The sequence below is a fragment of the Gilliamella sp. B3172 genome, assembly GCF_026536465.1.
Taxonomy (GTDB): domain Bacteria; phylum Pseudomonadota; class Gammaproteobacteria; order Enterobacterales; family Orbaceae; genus Gilliamella.
In genome coordinates, this window is sequence record NZ_JAFNOA010000001.1 from 406,131 (window position 1) to 421,654 (window position 15,524).

A 15,524-nucleotide genomic window follows, 5' to 3' on the forward strand; every position below is an offset into this window, starting at 1 on the left:
TTATTTTAAGCATTAACATTTCAGATGGTTAACAGTATATAACTAAAACACAAATTATAACTTATTGATATGAATAAAAATATCCGCAATTTTTCAATTATTGCTCATATTGACCATGGCAAATCTACACTTTCTGATCGAATTATCCAAATTTGTGGCGGGCTTTCAGATCGTGAAATGGAAGCACAAGTTCTTGACTCAATGGATCTCGAACGTGAACGTGGTATCACAATTAAAGCACAGAGTGTTACATTAGATTACCATGCTAAAAATGGTGAAACATATCAGCTTAATTTTATCGATACACCAGGACATGTTGACTTTTCTTACGAGGTATCTCGTTCGCTAGCTGCTTGTGAAGGTGCTTTATTGGTTGTTGATGCCGGACAAGGTGTCGAAGCGCAAACGTTAGCCAATTGTTACACTGCGTTAGATATGGATCTTGAAGTTGTTCCAGTTCTTAACAAAATTGACTTGCCAGCTGCGGAGCCAGAGCGTGTTGCCGAAGAGATCGAAGACATTGTCGGCATTGATGCAAGTAATGCGGTAAGATGTTCTGCTAAAACAGGGGTTGGGGTTGTTGATGTGCTAGAGCAGCTTGTTAATGACATACCAGCGCCTGAAGGTGATTCAAATGCGCCATTACAAGCGTTAATTATTGATTCATGGTTCGATAACTATCTAGGTGTTGTGTCTTTAATTCGTATTAAAAATGGCGAATTACATAAAGGCGACAAGATCAAAGTGATGAGTACCGGCATGACTTATAATGTCGACAGGTTAGGTATTTTCACGCCTAAACAAGTTGATAAAACATGTTTACATTGTGGTGAAGTTGGCTGGGTAGTGTGTGCGATTAAAGATATTTTAGGTGCACCGGTTGGTGATACATTAACCTCTGCAAAAGCGCCTGCGGAAAAACCATTACCGGGTTTTAAAAAGGTTAAACCACAAGTTTACGCGGGTTTATTCCCAACCAGTTCTGATGATTATGAAGCTTTCCGTGATGCCTTAGGTAAATTGAGTTTAAATGATGCCTCACTGTTTTATGAACCAGAAAACTCAGGGGCATTAGGATTTGGTTTCCGTTGTGGTTTTCTTGGATTATTACACATGGAAATCATTCAAGAACGTTTAGAACGTGAATATAATCTTGACCTTATTACAACTGCGCCTACGGTTGTTTATGAAGTATTAACAACCTCGAACGAAGTTATTTATGTCGACAGTCCGGCAAAACTTCCTGCGGTAAATAATATTCAAGAATTGCGTGAACCGATTGCAGAGTGTAATATTTTAGTTCCCCAAACTTATTTGGGTAACGTGATTACTTTATGTGTTGAAAAACGCGGTGTTCAGACCAATATGGTTTATCATGGTAATCAAGTTGCCTTAACCTATGAAATTCCAATGACTGAAGTTGTGCTGGATTTCTTTGATAAGTTAAAATCAACTTCAAGAGGTTATGCCTCATTAGATTATAGCTTTAAGCGCTTCCAGGATGCTGACATGGTCAGATTAGATGTTCTCATTAATGGTGAGCGTGTTGATGCACTAGCTTTAATTACGCATAAAGATAATGCACCTTATCGTGGACGTGAACTCGTTGAAAAAATGAAAGATCTTATTCCACGTCAACAATTTGACATCGCAATTCAGGCGGCTATTGGAAATCATATAATTGCACGTTCAACCGTAAAACAACTACGCAAAAACGTGTTAGCCAAATGTTATGGTGGTGACGTTAGTCGTAAGAAGAAACTTTTACAGAAGCAAAAAGAAGGTAAAAAGCGCATGAAACAAGTCGGTAATGTTGAGTTACCTCAAGAGGCCTTTTTAGCTATTTTGCATGTAGGAAAAGATTAATCAGTTAAAGAGGAAACAAAATGGCTGGATCATTTGCCATCATATTGACATTAGCGACATTAATTACCGGCATCTTTTGGTTTCTGGAAAAATTTAAATGGAAACCAGCGAGACAACGTAAAGTTGAAGAAGTTCGCCAACAGCACAACGGTGATATTGACGGAAAAATTCTTGCTGAAGTAGGTAAACCAAAAGGCTGGATAGAAAGCTTGGCATCGTTTTTCCCGGTTTTATTTGTGGTATTTGTAATTCGTTCATTTTTATTTGAACCTTTTCAAATTCCGTCTGGATCTATGATGCAAACACTATTAGTAGGTGATTTTATTGCGGTGCAAAAATACTCATATGGTTTGAAAGATCCAATCACCAATACAGTAATCATACCAACAGGTCATCCAAAACGTGGTGATGTTGCGGTATTTAAACATCCTAGTATTCCACAAATGGATCTTATTAAACGAGTTGTTGGTATGCCGGGCGATAAAATTGTTTATCTGATTAAAGAGAAGAAAATCTTGATTTATCCGGCCTGTCAAACCAGTGATACTCATTGTGTCGGGCATCAAGCTGAACCACTTAATCTGCACTATACTGAGCTAAAACCAAGTAACTGGAAAGAAGTGCATCAAAAAGGTATATCAAGCCCTATTTTTTACACATTAGAACAGTTTGCCAATAAGGGTATTGTTGATTCGACAACGACAATGGTACTCGATGTTAATATACAGCAAGAGACTTTGGGTGATAAGCCTCACGATATTTTAACTACTCAAGGTATTGAAGAAGATCCTCGCTATTTTTATCATCAAAATGGTCAGCCTGAAGCGACTTGGGTTGTTCCTAAAGGACACTATTTTATGATGGGTGATAATCGTGATAATAGCGGTGATAGCCGTTATTTCGGTTTTGTTCCGGAAGGAAACTTTGTAGGGCGGGCAACTGCAATTTGGGTCAGTTTTGAAAAACAACCAGATGAATGGCCGACAGGTATTCGATTCAGCCGTATTGGTGGAATACATTAATTATCATAGTTATGAAAAAATTAAGTCAAATACAACAATCAATTGGTTATCAATTTAAAAACTTATCCTATCTTGAATTAGCACTTACTCATCGAAGTGCTAATAAGTTACATAATGAGCGTTTAGAATTCCTAGGGGATTCTATCCTGAGTTTTGTCATTGCCGACGAACTTTATCACCGCTTTATACAACAAGATGAAGGTGATTTAAGTCAAATGCGAGCGAGTTTAGTTTGTGGCCAAACGTTAGCTGAAATCGGCAAAGATTTTAAATTAGGCGATTATCTCATTTTAGGTCAAGGTGAACTGAAAAGTGGTGGATACCGCCGTGAATCGATCATTTCCGATGCGGTAGAGGCAATTATTGGCGCTATCTACTTAGATAGTGATATTGAAACTATCCGCCAGTTAATTTTATCCTGGTATCAATCTCGCTTAAACGAGATTAAACCCGGTATCAGACAAAAAGATGCTAAAACACGTTTACAAGAGCATTTACAGGGGATTCGCCATGAGAGACCTTGTTACTTAATTCTCGAAGTGACAGGCGATAATCATGAACAAGAGTTTTTAATACAATGTAAAATTGAAAACGATGATCATCAATATTTAGGGCGTGGCTTAAGCCGTCGTAAGGCGGAGCAGGCCGCAGCTCAAGAAGCATTAGATCAATTAGGTATAAAATGACAAATACAATACAACATTGTGGATTTGTTGCCATTGTTGGCCGACCAAATGTAGGCAAATCAACACTTTTAAACCAATTACTTGGCCAAAAAGTCTCAATTACATCACGCAAAGCCCAAACCACACGTCATCGCATCGTTGGTATTGATACTCAAGGAGATGATCAAATCATCTATATTGATACGCCGGGTTTACATATCGAGGAAAAAAGAGCAATTAACCGCTTAATGAATCGTGCTGCTAGTAGCTCGATTGGTGATGTTGAATTAGTTATCTTTGTTGTTGAAGGTACACACTGGACTGACGATGATGAAATGGTTGCCAATAAGCTTAAAGGTTGTAAAGCTCCGGTATTATTGGTCATTAATAAAATCGATAATGTCGCCGATAAAACTCAGCTTTTACCGCATATTGAAGCAATCAGCCAAAAAGTTAACTTTCTTGATGTGATACCTATTAGCGCCGAAAAAGGTGAAGGTGTTGACATTATTAAAGATATTGTCAAAAAACATTTACCGGAAGGGGAGCACCATTTCCCGGAAGATTATATTACTGATCGCTCACAACGTTTTATGGCATCAGAAATCATTCGTGAAAAACTCATGCGCTTTTTAGGCGATGAGCTACCTTATTCAGTGACTGTTGAAATTGAACAATTCAAAGTTGATGAACGTAATGGAATGTATCGCATCAATGGATTAATTTTAGTTGAACGAGACGGCCAAAAGAAAATGGTTATCGGCAACAAAGGTGAAAAAATTAAAAAAATCGGCATTGAAGCGCGTAAAGATATGCAATCATTTTTTGATAACAAAGTTCATTTAGAGCTTTGGGTAAAAGTTAAAGCCGGCTGGGCAGATGATGAGCGAGCTTTACGAAGTTTAGGTTATAGTGATGACTAATCACAAATCCTTTTCAACTTATAATCGGGCATCAATAATGCCCGATTATTTTATAAATTAGCCTGCCAAATCAACATCCCTGACTTGATTTAATATTAAATTGTTTGCCCTTTATCGATTTTATAGCCTAAATTAACACTGGTTTTAACTTGCTTTCCATCTAATTTTTGAAGTAACAGCTCTATGGCTACTTTACCCATTTCAAAACGTGGTGTGATAACCGTTGCGACTTTTTGACTATTAGCTCGTCCAACCTCTAAACCATGAAACCCGGCAATGGCGATTTGTGCCGGAACAGGAATGCTATAATTTTGGCACTCTAACAGCACCCCTACAGCGATATCATCATTAGTACATAAAACACCGTCCATATCAGGGTAGAGTTGTACCGCTTGATAAAATAAGCTTTTACCTAAATCAATCGATGAGATTTGATCCGGCACAATTTGGTGAGGTTTCAATCCTGACTGTTTCATTGCTCGTTGATAACCTTGATAACGTTGCGTATCACGAGCATTGTCAACCGAATTGAAATAGATAATATTTTTTTTACCCGATGCAATCATCTCCCTTGTCATATCAAATGCAGCTTGCTCATTATCAAAACCCACTTGAATATCAAAGTAATCTTTGCTGATATCCATTAATTCAATTACCGGTATATTGGCTGCTTTTAAATATTCGAATGTCGTATCGGTATGCGCTTTTTCCATTAGTACTAAGGCATCAATATTATAAGATAGTAAATTGATGATCTTTTCTTCTTCAAGCTGTTTATCATAATTATAGTTGGTAATAATAGTTTGATAATTATTGGCTGAGGCGATCGATTCTATACCAGCCAGTACCTCTAAAAAGATTTGATTTTTAAATGAAGGAATAACAATGCCTATGCAATGACTACGAGAGCCTAACATAATTTGTGGTGCTAGATTTGGAATATAATGAATATCTTTTAAAACTTGGGCAATTTTTTGCTTATTTTTATCGGAAACCTGATCTGGATTTCTAAAATAGCGGCTCACCGTCATTTTAGTTACGCCCGTTAAATCAGCGATATCTTGTAAACTAATGCGTTTATCTTTCATACTTTATGATGTAATGTAAGAAAAGAATTTAGTTAGGATTGAAGCATTTTACCAGTAAAAGAAGAAAATCAATAACATTAGTTGTTTTAAGTCAGATTGAAAAATGTTGATTTGGTAGGCTAATTTATAAAATAATCAGGCATTATTTATGCCTGATAGTAAGTTAGATAGTGTTTGTGATTCGTCATCACTATAACCTAAACTTGGTAAAGCTCGCTCATCATCTGCCCAGCCGGCTTTAACTTTTATCTAAAAGTAAAAACAATAACCTTTACCTTCTTATGTCAAAATAGTCACTATTTGTTTTTAGGCGCTTTTACGCTAGCCATGAGTATTACAGATAACACTAAAGCCATACCCATAAAAATATAAGAAGCTCCCGCACTACCGGTAACTGCATTGATTACACCCACTAACCAAGCTCCAATAAATGCCCCTAGTGCGCCAAAACTGTTTATCAAACCGATTGAAACGCCGGAGACATTAGCAGGCAAAAGCTCCGGAATTAATGCGAAAAATGGTCCGTATGGGGCATACATACAACCTGCGGCAATAGATAATAAGATAAAGCAGATCCAAAAATGTTCTGAGCCAAGTACATAGGAAGTAAAAAAGGCAATTGTGGCAATCAATAATAATGGCCAAACAAATAATTTGCGGTTTTGAAGTTTATCTGAGAAAAAAGAGACAATTATCATCATTGCTATCGCAACAAAGTAAGGAATAGCGGCAAACCAACCTACTGAAACAATATCAACATTACCTGCCGATTTTATAATTGAAGGCATCCACATCATAAAACCATAAACACCTATACTCCACAAGGCATGTACTGCACAAAGTTTGATAACATTGGCTGAACGAAAAGCCTCGCCATAATTGCGCATAGGTTTAATATTTTGTTGTTCTTTATCCATCACAGCTTTGAAATCAGCTTTTTCTTTCGCGGTCAGCCAAGTTACTTCTGAAGGATTATCTCTTACTAAAACCCACCAGATAAAAGCCCATAATACGGCAGGCAAACCCTCGATAATAAACATCTCACGCCAACCATAAAGGTCGATCAGGTGAGCTGAGACAATGGACATCCATAACACGGTGACCGGATTACCTAAAACTAAAAAGGTGTTGGCTTTAGAACGTTCTGCTTTGGTAAACCATGTACTAATATAAATAAGCATCGATGGCATCACAGCGGCTTCTACAACGCCCAAAACAAACCGAATGATCATGAGTGAGGCAATATTGCTTACCATTCCGGTTAAAGCGGCGCACAGTCCCCATAAAATTAAACAAACAAAAATAAGTTTTCTTACACTTTTCTTTACTGCATAAATCGATCCGGGGACTTGAAAAAAAAAGTAGCCTAAAAAGAATAAAGCTCCAATTAATGATGAAGTCCCTTTAGTTATTCCCAGATCATCATTGATCCCTGCAGCGGCTGCAAAGCCATAATTTGCCCGATCCAAATAGGCTAAACTATAAGTGATAAAAATGATCGGGATCAAACGCCACCAACGAGAAGGCGCAAGTTTATTTGTGGTATTCATATGTATTCTCATTACGAAATTTTAGTAAATATTAAAGAGGTAATGTATTTAGCCATTTAACCGTTTTAACGATGAATCAAATGACATTACCGTCAAACATCGTCAAACTGCAGCTAACATACCGCCATCGACGTAAAGAATATGTCCATTGACAAAATTTGATGCAGCCGAAGATAAAAATACCGCCGCACCGATCAACTCTTCAGGTTTACCCCAACGCGCAGCAGGAGTTCGTTGACACAACCATTTGGTAAATGCTTTATCTTCAACAAGTGCTTTACACATTTCAGTGTCGAAATAACCAGGACCGATACCATTGACTTGTATGTTATAGCGAGCAAGTTCGACGCACATTCCTTTCACTAACATTTTTACTGCGCCTTTAGACGCGGCATAAGGGGTTATCGTGTCTCGACCTAGCTCACTTTGCATCGAGCATATATGAATGATTTTGCCTTGTTTGCGACTTACCATATACTTAGCCACTTGTTGCGATACTAAAAAGACTGCTTTTTGGTTTACATTAATTACCGCATCCCAATCAGCTTCGGGAAATTCTGTGAAAGGGTGTCGACGTTGGATGCCGGCATTATTGATTAAGATATCAATTGGGCCGAGCTCTTTTTCAATATGCTCGATAGCTTGGGTGACTGAAGTTAAATTGGTTACATCAAATCCTATACCGATAGCATCAATACCTTGCTTGTTTAAATGATTGGCGGCTTGTTCGGCTCTTTCTTGTGTTATATCGTTAATAATGATACTGGCACCATATTGCCCCAACCCCTTAGCTAACAAATTACCAATACCTTGTGCTGAACCAGTGATTAAAGCACGTTTACCTTTGAGTTCGAATAATGACTGCATTGTTTTCTCCTTTTTAAATAAAATAATGTTATGCGTAACAGTTACGCATAACATTATGCTGAAAAATTCAAAAAAGAAAGAGACGCAAGTCACACTTTATATGAAAATATGAATTTTGTGATCCAAGTCAAATATTACCGAACTAATGTTTTTTTAGGATTTTTTTGGTAAGTTTGTACTAAACATCTATCCCTGTTTTATATATAATAGCCACTCATTAAATTGGATGTAGAATATCAACTCGGAGCTTTCTCATGCAGCAGTTTCGTCCTATCCGTCGAGCTTTATTAAGCGTGTCTGATAAAACTGGCATCATCGAATTTGCCAAAGCACTATCAGAACGAAATGTCGAACTTCTCTCAACTGGCGGTACCGCTAAATTATTAATTGAACATCATATCCCTGTCACTGAAGTTTCGGATTATACGGGATTTGCTGAAATGATGGATGGGCGTGTAAAAACCTTACATCCCAAAATTCATGGTGGAATTTTAGGACGGCGTGGCGTTGATGATGAGATAATGGCTAAACACCATATTGAGCCTATTGATATGGTTGTTGTTAATTTATATCCATTTGCCCAAACGGTTGCCAAGCCAAACTGCACATTGGAAGAAGCTGTTGAAAATATCGATATAGGTGGACCAACTATGGTTCGTTCTGCTGCGAAAAATCATAAAGATGTCGCAATAGTGGTCGATTACCATGATTATGCAGATATCATTAATATCATGGATGAGCAGCAAAATGCACTTCCTTTTCAATACCGATTTAATTTGGCGATTAAGGCCTTTGAGCATACAGCCAAATATGATGGAATGATTGCTAACTATTTTGGGCAATTAGTGCCACCTTATTATGGACAAACCGATAAGCCGTCTGGCGAATTTCCACGCACGTTAAATCTCCAATTTATTAAAAAACAAGATATGCGTTACGGTGAGAATGCCCATCAGCAAGCAGCCTTTTATATTGAAGAAAATGCCGCTCCAGCGTCAATTGCGAAGGCTAAGCAGTTGCAAGGTAAAGCCTTATCTTATAACAATATCGCCGACACAGACGCAGCCCTTGAATGTGTAAAATCATTTCAAGACCCTGCCTGCGTTATTGTCAAACATGCAAACCCTTGCGGTGTTGCAGTCCGTGATAATATTTTAGATGCTTACTTAAATGCTTTTAAAACCGACCCGACTTCTGCTTTTGGTGGCATTATTGCATTTAACCGCCCGTTAGATGCCAAAACTGCCAAAACCATTATAGATAATCAATTTGTTGAAGTCATCATCGCCCCTTCAATTGATCAAGATGCACTGACCATTACTGAAACTAAAAAAAATGTACGTGTGCTTGAAAGTGGTGAGTGGTCACACTCTTCTTTTGACACGAGTTTGGATTTTAAACGTGTGAATGGTGGACTTTTAGTCCAGGAGCGTGATTTGGGGATGGTTACTGAAGATAATTTAACGGTAGTAACCAAAAAACGTAAGCCGACGGATAAAGAGCTAGCTGATGCGTTATTTTGTTGGAAAGTGGCGAAATTTGTGAAATCTAATGCGATTGTTTATGCCAAAGATAATATGACCATTGGCATAGGCGCTGGTCAAATGAGTCGTGTTTATTCCGCTAAAATTGCTGGGATAAAGGCGCAAGATGAAAATCTTGAAGTTGGAGGTTGTGTGGTAGCATCTGATGCATTTTTTCCATTCAGAGATGGTATAGATGCCGCTGCTAAAGTTGGGGTAACTTGTGTCATTCAACCAGGTGGCTCTATTCGTGATGAAGAGGTCATTCAAGCCGCAAATGAGCATAATATTGCGATGATATTTACCAATATGCGTCATTTTCGCCATTGATTTTTGTATTAAGAGTTATTTGAGAACATGTTAAAGGATTGGGTATGAAAGTATTAATTATTGGTAATGGTGGTCGTGAGCATGCTTTAGCATGGAAAGCGGCACAGTCACCCTTGGTAACAAAAGTTTTTGTCGCACCGGGTAATGCAGGTACAGCACTTGAGCCTAATTTAGAAAATATTAATATTAAAGCAAATGATATTAGTGGATTACTTAATTTTGCCCAGCAACAGCAAATTGATCTAACCATAGTAGGGCCAGAAGTCCCATTGGTTCTTGGCGTGGTTGATAGTTTTCAAAAAGCCGGATTAAAAATTTTTGGACCAACTAAATCGGCAGCTCAGCTAGAAGGCTCTAAAGCTTTTACGAAAGATTTTTTAGCACGTCATCACATACCAACTGCTGAATATCAAAATTTTACTGAAATTGATCCTGCTCTTGCCTATATCCGTGACAAAGGCGCCCCAATTGTGATTAAAGCCGACGGGTTGGCGGCTGGTAAAGGGGTTATTGTTGCCATGACCCTTGAAGAAGCGGAAGATGCCGTACGTGACATGCTAGCGGGTAATGCATTTGGTGATGCCGGTCATCGAGTAGTGATTGAAGAGTTTTTAGAGGGTGAAGAAGCCAGTTTTATTGTCATGGTTGACGGCAAGCATGTCGAGCCAATGGCAACAAGCCAAGATCATAAGCGAGTCGGTGACGGTGATACGGGTCTAAATACTGGTGGTATGGGCGCTTACTCTCCAGCGCCTGTTGTGACAGATGAAGTATTTACTAAAGTCATGGAACAAATTATCTATCCAACTGTAAATGGCATGGCTCAAGAAGGCAATGTTTATGTTGGCTTTTTGTATGCAGGCTTAATGATTGATAAACAGGGTAATCCAAAAGTGATTGAATTTAATTGTCGCTTTGGTGATCCCGAAACCCAACCCATTATGATGCGCATGCAGTCAGACTTGATTGAACTCTGTTTGGCGGCGATAAATGGTAAATTAAATACAGTTAAATCCAACTGGGATCGAAGACCTGCATTAGGTGTGGTTATGGCTGCCGGTGGTTACCCGGGTGAATATAACACCCAAGATACAATCATTGGTTTACCTAACGAATCGACACCTGATTGTAAAGTGTTCCATGCGGGTACCAGTTTTGAAAAAGGGCATGTGTTAACCAACGGTGGTCGTGTGCTTTGTGTTACCGCTTTAGGAAATACGGTATTGGAAGCTCAACAACGTGCTTATCAACAAGTTGATAAAATCCATTGGCATGGCTGTTTTTATCGTCATGATATAGGTTATCGAGCCATTGAGCGAGAAAATAACACTAAATAGATGGGTAAACAATAACTTGATTTATATCGGTTTTTTACAGGCTTAAAAGTGCCGAATTATATTCGTTTATGGTTTTAATCATTCATATTTTTTGATATGACTCAATCAGCATGAATTACGGTTGTACAATGAAAAATTATGATTAATAACATTAGGCAGTTTACTAATAATAGCTTGTGAAAAACCGTCTTATCAAATAATCGTCCAACTCACTTATGATGAGTTTAACCCAGCGGGTCACAAAGCTTTCTGTATGAAAGCGGATAACATTTCCTTATCAATATACTCCTATACGATAAAGCGCTGAGAAAATGGGGCAGCGGATGAAACATATAAAGCTGCTAAGAATTGTTGACAAAAAATAATCAATTTCAAGAATATTAAAAAATATAATTAATCATTCAATTTTGTTTAGCAAGGTAAATTATATCGATAAAGATTCGTCGTCAAAAGCAATGTTTATTTTAAGTTACATGACTCTATGTTATGCTACCGACTATATATGATCACTGGATATTGCATATGATAAACGATCCATTTTATGAACGAGAAGCGAAAAAGTATGACTCTCCAATAGCTAGCCGCGAATTAATATTAGATTACCTAACCAAAGAAGCTAAGCCCGCTAATTTAGAAAAAATTGCCCAAGCAGTCTCTATTAAAAATCAAGAACAAAAAGAAGCGCTACATCGCCGCTTGCGTGCAATGGAACGAGACGGTCAAGTTGTATTTACGCGCCGTAAATGTTATGCACTTCCCGAAAAATTAGATATGGTCAAAGGTAAGGTGATTGCACACCGTGATGGTTTTGGTTTTTTACGTGTTGAAGGAAAACCCGAAGATTATTTCTTATCGCCTGAACAGATGAAAAAAGTCTTACAAGGCGATGTAATTTTAGCTCAGCCTCTGGGCAATCAATATCGAGGGAAAACTGAAGCACGAGTCGTTCGGATACTTGAACCACGAACCAATCAAATAGTTGGACGTTATTTTATTGAACAAGGCGTTGGGTTTGTGGTGCCCGATGACAGCCGTTTAAATTTTGATATTTTAATTGCAGGCAAACCCGATCGCACCGTTCGTATGGGGGCAGTGGTTGTTGTCGAGTTACAACAACGTCCGGAGCGTGGTAAAAAAGCTGTCGGAATAATAAAAGAAGTACTGGGTGAAATCATGGGAACAAATTTAGCAATCGATATTGCATTGCGAAATCATGAAATCCCTTATGAATTACCTAAAGCGGTAGTAAAGGAGGTCAATAAATTTAAGGATCAGGTGCCGGAAAGTGCCAAAAAAGGTCGGCAGGATCTGAGAAATTTACCTTTAGTTACCATAGACGGCGAGGACGCTCGTGATTTTGATGATGCAGTATATTGTCAAAAAAATCGTGGTGGCGGGTATCGCTTGTGGGTGGCGATAGCTGATGTGAGTTATTACGTCAGACCAGGCAAAGCTATCGATAAAGAAGCGTGTTTGCGTGGTACATCTGTTTATTTTCCTTCTCGTGTTGTCCCTATGTTGCCGGAGGAGTTATCTAATGGACTTTGTTCATTAAATCCTCAAGTTGATCGGTTATGTTTAGTTTGTGAAATGACGGTATCAAATAGAGGGCGTTTGACGAGCTACCAATTTTATGAAGCGGTGATGAATTCACATGCACGATTAACTTACACAAAAGTAGCTAAAATATTAGAAGGCGATACTGAGTTACGCCAACATTACCAAGATTTAGTCCCTCATCTGGAAAATCTAAATGGCTTATATAAGGTATTAGATAAGGCAAGAATTGCACGTGGAGCAATCGGTTTTGAATCACAGGAACCAAAATTTATATTTAATGCAGATAAAAGAATCGAGAGTATTGAATTTGCTGAGCGCAATGATGCGCATAAGATCATTGAAGAGTGTATGATTTTAGCGAATGTCGCGGCTGCAAAATTTGTGATTAGTGCTCAAGTTCCGGCTCTGTTTCGTGTTCATGACCGGCCAGATGAAGACCGAATAAACAACTTACGCAGTATTTTAAGTGAGCTGGGTCTAAGCCTTAATGGTGGCGCAACACCAACACCGAAAGATATTGCTCAGTTAATGGTTGCTGTCGAAGCAAGGCCGGATCACGAAATGTTACAAACGGTCATTTTACGGTCAATGAAACAAGCAATTTATGATCCTGAAAATCGTGGGCATTTTGGCTTAGCGCTACAAGAGTATGCCCATTTTACTTCACCAATTCGTCGCTATCCTGATTTATTATTACATCGTACAATCAAATGGATTTTGGCAAATGAAAAACACAAAACCAGTAAAACTGGTGGGCATTGTTACACTACCAATGAAATGCTCTATTTTGGTGAACACTGTTCGATGACTGAGCGCCGAGCAGATGAAGCCGTTCGAGATGTAGTTGATTGGTTAAAATGTGATTATATGCAAGATCATGTTGGTGAGGTATTTAACGGTACCATTTCCAGTGTGGTGAATTTTGGTTTCTTTGTTCGACTTGATGATTTATTCATTGACGGGCTTGTGCATGTTTCTTCCTTAGAAAATGATTACTATTTTTATGATGCAGCCCGAAATCGGTTAATCGGCGAAAATACCCGTTTTAGTTATCGTTTAGGCGATAAGGTACAAGTCAAAGTCGATAATGTGAATCCTGAAGAGCGCAAAATTGATTTTTCTTTGGTTGGCAGTAATAATAAGCCAAAACGCCAAGGCAAAACGGCTAAAGATAAATCCAAACAAACTGACAAAAGCAAGGACATTGATTTACCGGTAAAACGCAAAAGTAAAAAAGCGAGTACTAAAAAAACGAGTACCAAAAATAGTGCCGGCGAAGCAAAGAAAATCAATAGTAAAGCTAAAAATAAAAAACGGACTAAGTCAAAATCGAGTATCAAAAAACAAAAGAGTAAAAAATAGATGAGTGAAACAGTATATGGTATCCATGCCATTGAAGCATTATTAACACGAGCACCAGAAAGAATTATTGAAGTATATATTACTAAAGGGCGTGATGATAAACGCTTAAATGGGTTGGTACACGAGTTGGAACAGCTCGGTTTGACCATTAAAATCGCCAATCGCCAATGGTTAGATGAAAAATCGAACAATGGTGTGCATCAAGGAATTTTGGCAATGGTTAAACCAAGCCGCCGTTATCAAGAAAATGATATTCCTTTACTTATGGATAAGCAGCCTAATGCGGTAATTCTAATTTTAGATGGCGTAACTGATCCACATAATTTAGGAGCTTGTATTCGTACAGCTGATGCTGCTGGTGTTGATTTTATTATTGTACCGAAAGATCGTTCTGCACCACTGAATTCTACCGCTCAAAAAGTTGCCTGTGGCGCTGCGGAAAGTGTTCCGGTGGTACGAGTCACCAACTTAGCCCGCACTATGCGTATGTTACAAGATGAATATCAAGTATGGGTAGTTGGAACGGCCGGTGAAGCGCAAAGCACGCTATACCAAACAGACTTTTTTAAAAATGCAACTTCGCTGGCTTTAGTTATGGGGGCAGAAGGTGAAGGTATGCGTCGCTTAACTAAAGAGCATTGTGATGAGTTAGTGAGTATTCCAATGGCTGGCATTGTGTCATCGCTTAATGTGTCAGTTGCAACAGGTGTTTGCTTATTTGAGATTGTTCGCCAGAAAAACCGCTAACAAGGAAGGTTATATGCTAGGATTGCTTAAAAAATTATTCATACGGAAAAAAGTTCAGCCCTTAACCGGGCGTGATCTTAACGGGCGTAATAATGTAGGTTATCCTACTATGCAGATTTCTCGTGAGATTGATAAGTTAGTTAAACCGAAATTTAAATCAATTAAGCCCGTTATTGATATGTATAAAGATACCCTGTTTTTTAAATGGATACCGAGTGTAATTAACGATAAATTATCTGATGAACAATTAGCACAGCTGTCCGGGCGAAATTTACAAATGGTTTATCTGTTACTATTCCGCGATATGCTTCGCTATCTTGCTGAATTTGTAAAAATTAGAAACGTTCCTGATAACTGGCCAGACCTTTTTGCCCAAGAAGTTCTTAATTGCTGCAATATGCTAAGTGATGAAGATGATAAAGATGTTGCCAAAAAACAGGCGCTATTTGCCTGCTCTAAGCGATACTCAATTGATAACCCTATTGATGAAAATAATCATGAAAATACTATCATTCCAAATTGGACAGAGCCGTTAGCTGAATTAATTATGCTGCCACCGGATATGATTTATAAGTGTCATCGTTCATTATTGGTTGCTATTAAGCGTCGCAAAAAGCGCTAATGTTAAAGGTTGATTGGGTTGAAGCCACAAGATCGATGCACTTAATCAATTTCGTTAGCGTA

12 protein-coding genes are annotated in these 15,524 nt (G+C 38.3%); 9 read left to right on the forward strand and 3 right to left on the reverse strand.

The window, feature by feature from the left end; translation table 11 throughout:
- The first annotated feature begins 69 nt into the window (after positions 1-69).
- Genes lepA through era form a run of 4 tightly spaced genes read left to right on the forward strand, consistent with a single transcriptional unit; the run spans position 70 to position 4,476 of the window.
- Positions 70-1,866 carry a translation elongation factor 4 gene (lepA, locus tag J3U37_RS01810; RefSeq protein ID WP_220217849.1) on the forward strand — a complete coding sequence of 599 codons (1,797 nt, stop codon included), beginning with the start codon at positions 70-72 and terminating at the stop codon, positions 1,864-1,866.
- A gap of 20 nt (positions 1,867-1,886) precedes the next feature.
- Positions 1,887-2,888: a signal peptidase I gene (gene lepB, locus J3U37_RS01815; RefSeq protein WP_267329764.1), complete on the forward strand. Its 1,002-nt coding sequence runs from the start codon at positions 1,887-1,889 to the stop codon at positions 2,886-2,888.
- 11 nt (positions 2,889-2,899) lie between these two features.
- The gene (rnc, locus tag J3U37_RS01820) at positions 2,900-3,574 is read left to right on the forward strand and encodes a ribonuclease III (RefSeq protein ID WP_220217847.1); all 675 of its coding nucleotides are present in this window, start codon (positions 2,900-2,902) and stop codon (positions 3,572-3,574) included.
- Positions 3,571-4,476, forward strand: a complete 906-nt coding sequence (gene era / locus J3U37_RS01825; RefSeq protein ID WP_220217846.1) for a GTPase Era — start codon at positions 3,571-3,573, stop codon at positions 4,474-4,476. The genes rnc and era overlap by 4 nt, the downstream gene beginning before the upstream one ends.
- A gap of 95 nt (positions 4,477-4,571) precedes the next feature.
- Here era and idnR read toward each other — a convergent pair whose 3' ends face one another.
- From idnR to idnO, 3 genes are all read right to left on the reverse strand, one after another.
- The gene (gene idnR / locus J3U37_RS01830; RefSeq protein ID WP_220217845.1) at positions 4,572-5,564 is read right to left on the reverse strand and encodes a DNA-binding transcriptional regulator IdnR; all 993 of its coding nucleotides are present in this window, start codon (positions 5,562-5,564) and stop codon (positions 4,572-4,574) included.
- A 296-nt stretch (positions 5,565-5,860) separates the two neighbouring features.
- Positions 5,861-7,114, reverse strand: a complete 1,254-nt coding sequence (locus J3U37_RS01835; protein WP_267373061.1) for an MFS transporter — start codon at positions 7,112-7,114, stop codon at positions 5,861-5,863.
- Between the two features lie 102 nt (positions 7,115-7,216).
- Positions 7,217-7,981 (reverse strand): gluconate 5-dehydrogenase, encoded by a 765-nt coding sequence (gene idnO, locus J3U37_RS01840; RefSeq protein ID WP_267373062.1) that lies wholly within the window; start codon positions 7,979-7,981, stop codon positions 7,217-7,219.
- 254 nt (positions 7,982-8,235) lie between these two features.
- Here idnO and purH point away from each other — a divergent pair, with 254 nt between their 5' ends.
- The 5 genes from purH (at position 8,236) to J3U37_RS01865 (ending at position 15,462) form a co-directional block, all read left to right on the forward strand.
- Complete coding sequence (gene purH, locus J3U37_RS01845; protein WP_267373063.1) at positions 8,236-9,834, forward strand: bifunctional phosphoribosylaminoimidazolecarboxamide formyltransferase/IMP cyclohydrolase; 1,599 nt, start codon at positions 8,236-8,238, stop codon at positions 9,832-9,834.
- Between the two features lie 44 nt (positions 9,835-9,878).
- Positions 9,879-11,171 carry a phosphoribosylamine--glycine ligase gene (gene purD, locus J3U37_RS01850; RefSeq protein WP_267335179.1) on the forward strand — a complete coding sequence of 431 codons (1,293 nt, stop codon included), beginning with the start codon at positions 9,879-9,881 and terminating at the stop codon, positions 11,169-11,171.
- A gap of 522 nt (positions 11,172-11,693) precedes the next feature.
- Positions 11,694-14,093, forward strand: coding sequence for a ribonuclease R (gene rnr / locus J3U37_RS01855; RefSeq protein ID WP_267373064.1), 2,400 nt, complete (start codon positions 11,694-11,696; stop codon positions 14,091-14,093).
- Positions 14,094-14,840 carry a 23S rRNA (guanosine(2251)-2'-O)-methyltransferase RlmB gene (gene rlmB / locus J3U37_RS01860; protein ID WP_267373065.1) on the forward strand — a complete coding sequence of 249 codons (747 nt, stop codon included), beginning with the start codon at positions 14,094-14,096 and terminating at the stop codon, positions 14,838-14,840.
- A 13-nt stretch (positions 14,841-14,853) separates the two neighbouring features.
- Positions 14,854-15,462 carry a hypothetical protein gene (locus J3U37_RS01865; protein WP_267373066.1) on the forward strand — a complete coding sequence of 203 codons (609 nt, stop codon included), beginning with the start codon at positions 14,854-14,856 and terminating at the stop codon, positions 15,460-15,462.
- Positions 15,463-15,524: the final 62 nt, after the last annotated feature.

Bases quoted from the DNA above. Each gene is read 5' to 3' on its own strand.
- lepA (WP_220217849.1), top strand. From the start codon at position 70: ATGAATAAAAATATCCGCAATTTTTCAATTATTGCTCATATTGACCAT.
- J3U37_RS01835 (WP_267373061.1), bottom strand. From the start codon at position 7,114: ATGAATACCACAAATAAACTTGCGCCTTCTCGTTGGTGGCGTTTGATC.
- lepB (WP_267329764.1), top strand. From the start codon at position 1,887: ATGGCTGGATCATTTGCCATCATATTGACATTAGCGACATTAATTACC.
- idnR (WP_220217845.1), bottom strand. From the start codon at position 5,564: ATGAAAGATAAACGCATTAGTTTACAAGATATCGCTGATTTAACGGGC.
- rlmB (WP_267373065.1), top strand. From the start codon at position 14,094: ATGAGTGAAACAGTATATGGTATCCATGCCATTGAAGCATTATTAACA.
- era (WP_220217846.1), top strand. From the start codon at position 3,571: ATGACAAATACAATACAACATTGTGGATTTGTTGCCATTGTTGGCCGA.
- rnr (WP_267373064.1), top strand. From the start codon at position 11,694: ATGATAAACGATCCATTTTATGAACGAGAAGCGAAAAAGTATGACTCT.
- rnc (WP_220217847.1), top strand. From the start codon at position 2,900: ATGAAAAAATTAAGTCAAATACAACAATCAATTGGTTATCAATTTAAA.
- purH (WP_267373063.1), top strand. From the start codon at position 8,236: ATGCAGCAGTTTCGTCCTATCCGTCGAGCTTTATTAAGCGTGTCTGAT.
- purD (WP_267335179.1), top strand. From the start codon at position 9,879: ATGAAAGTATTAATTATTGGTAATGGTGGTCGTGAGCATGCTTTAGCA.
- J3U37_RS01865 (WP_267373066.1), top strand. From the start codon at position 14,854: ATGCTAGGATTGCTTAAAAAATTATTCATACGGAAAAAAGTTCAGCCC.
- idnO (WP_267373062.1), bottom strand. From the start codon at position 7,981: ATGCAGTCATTATTCGAACTCAAAGGTAAACGTGCTTTAATCACTGGT.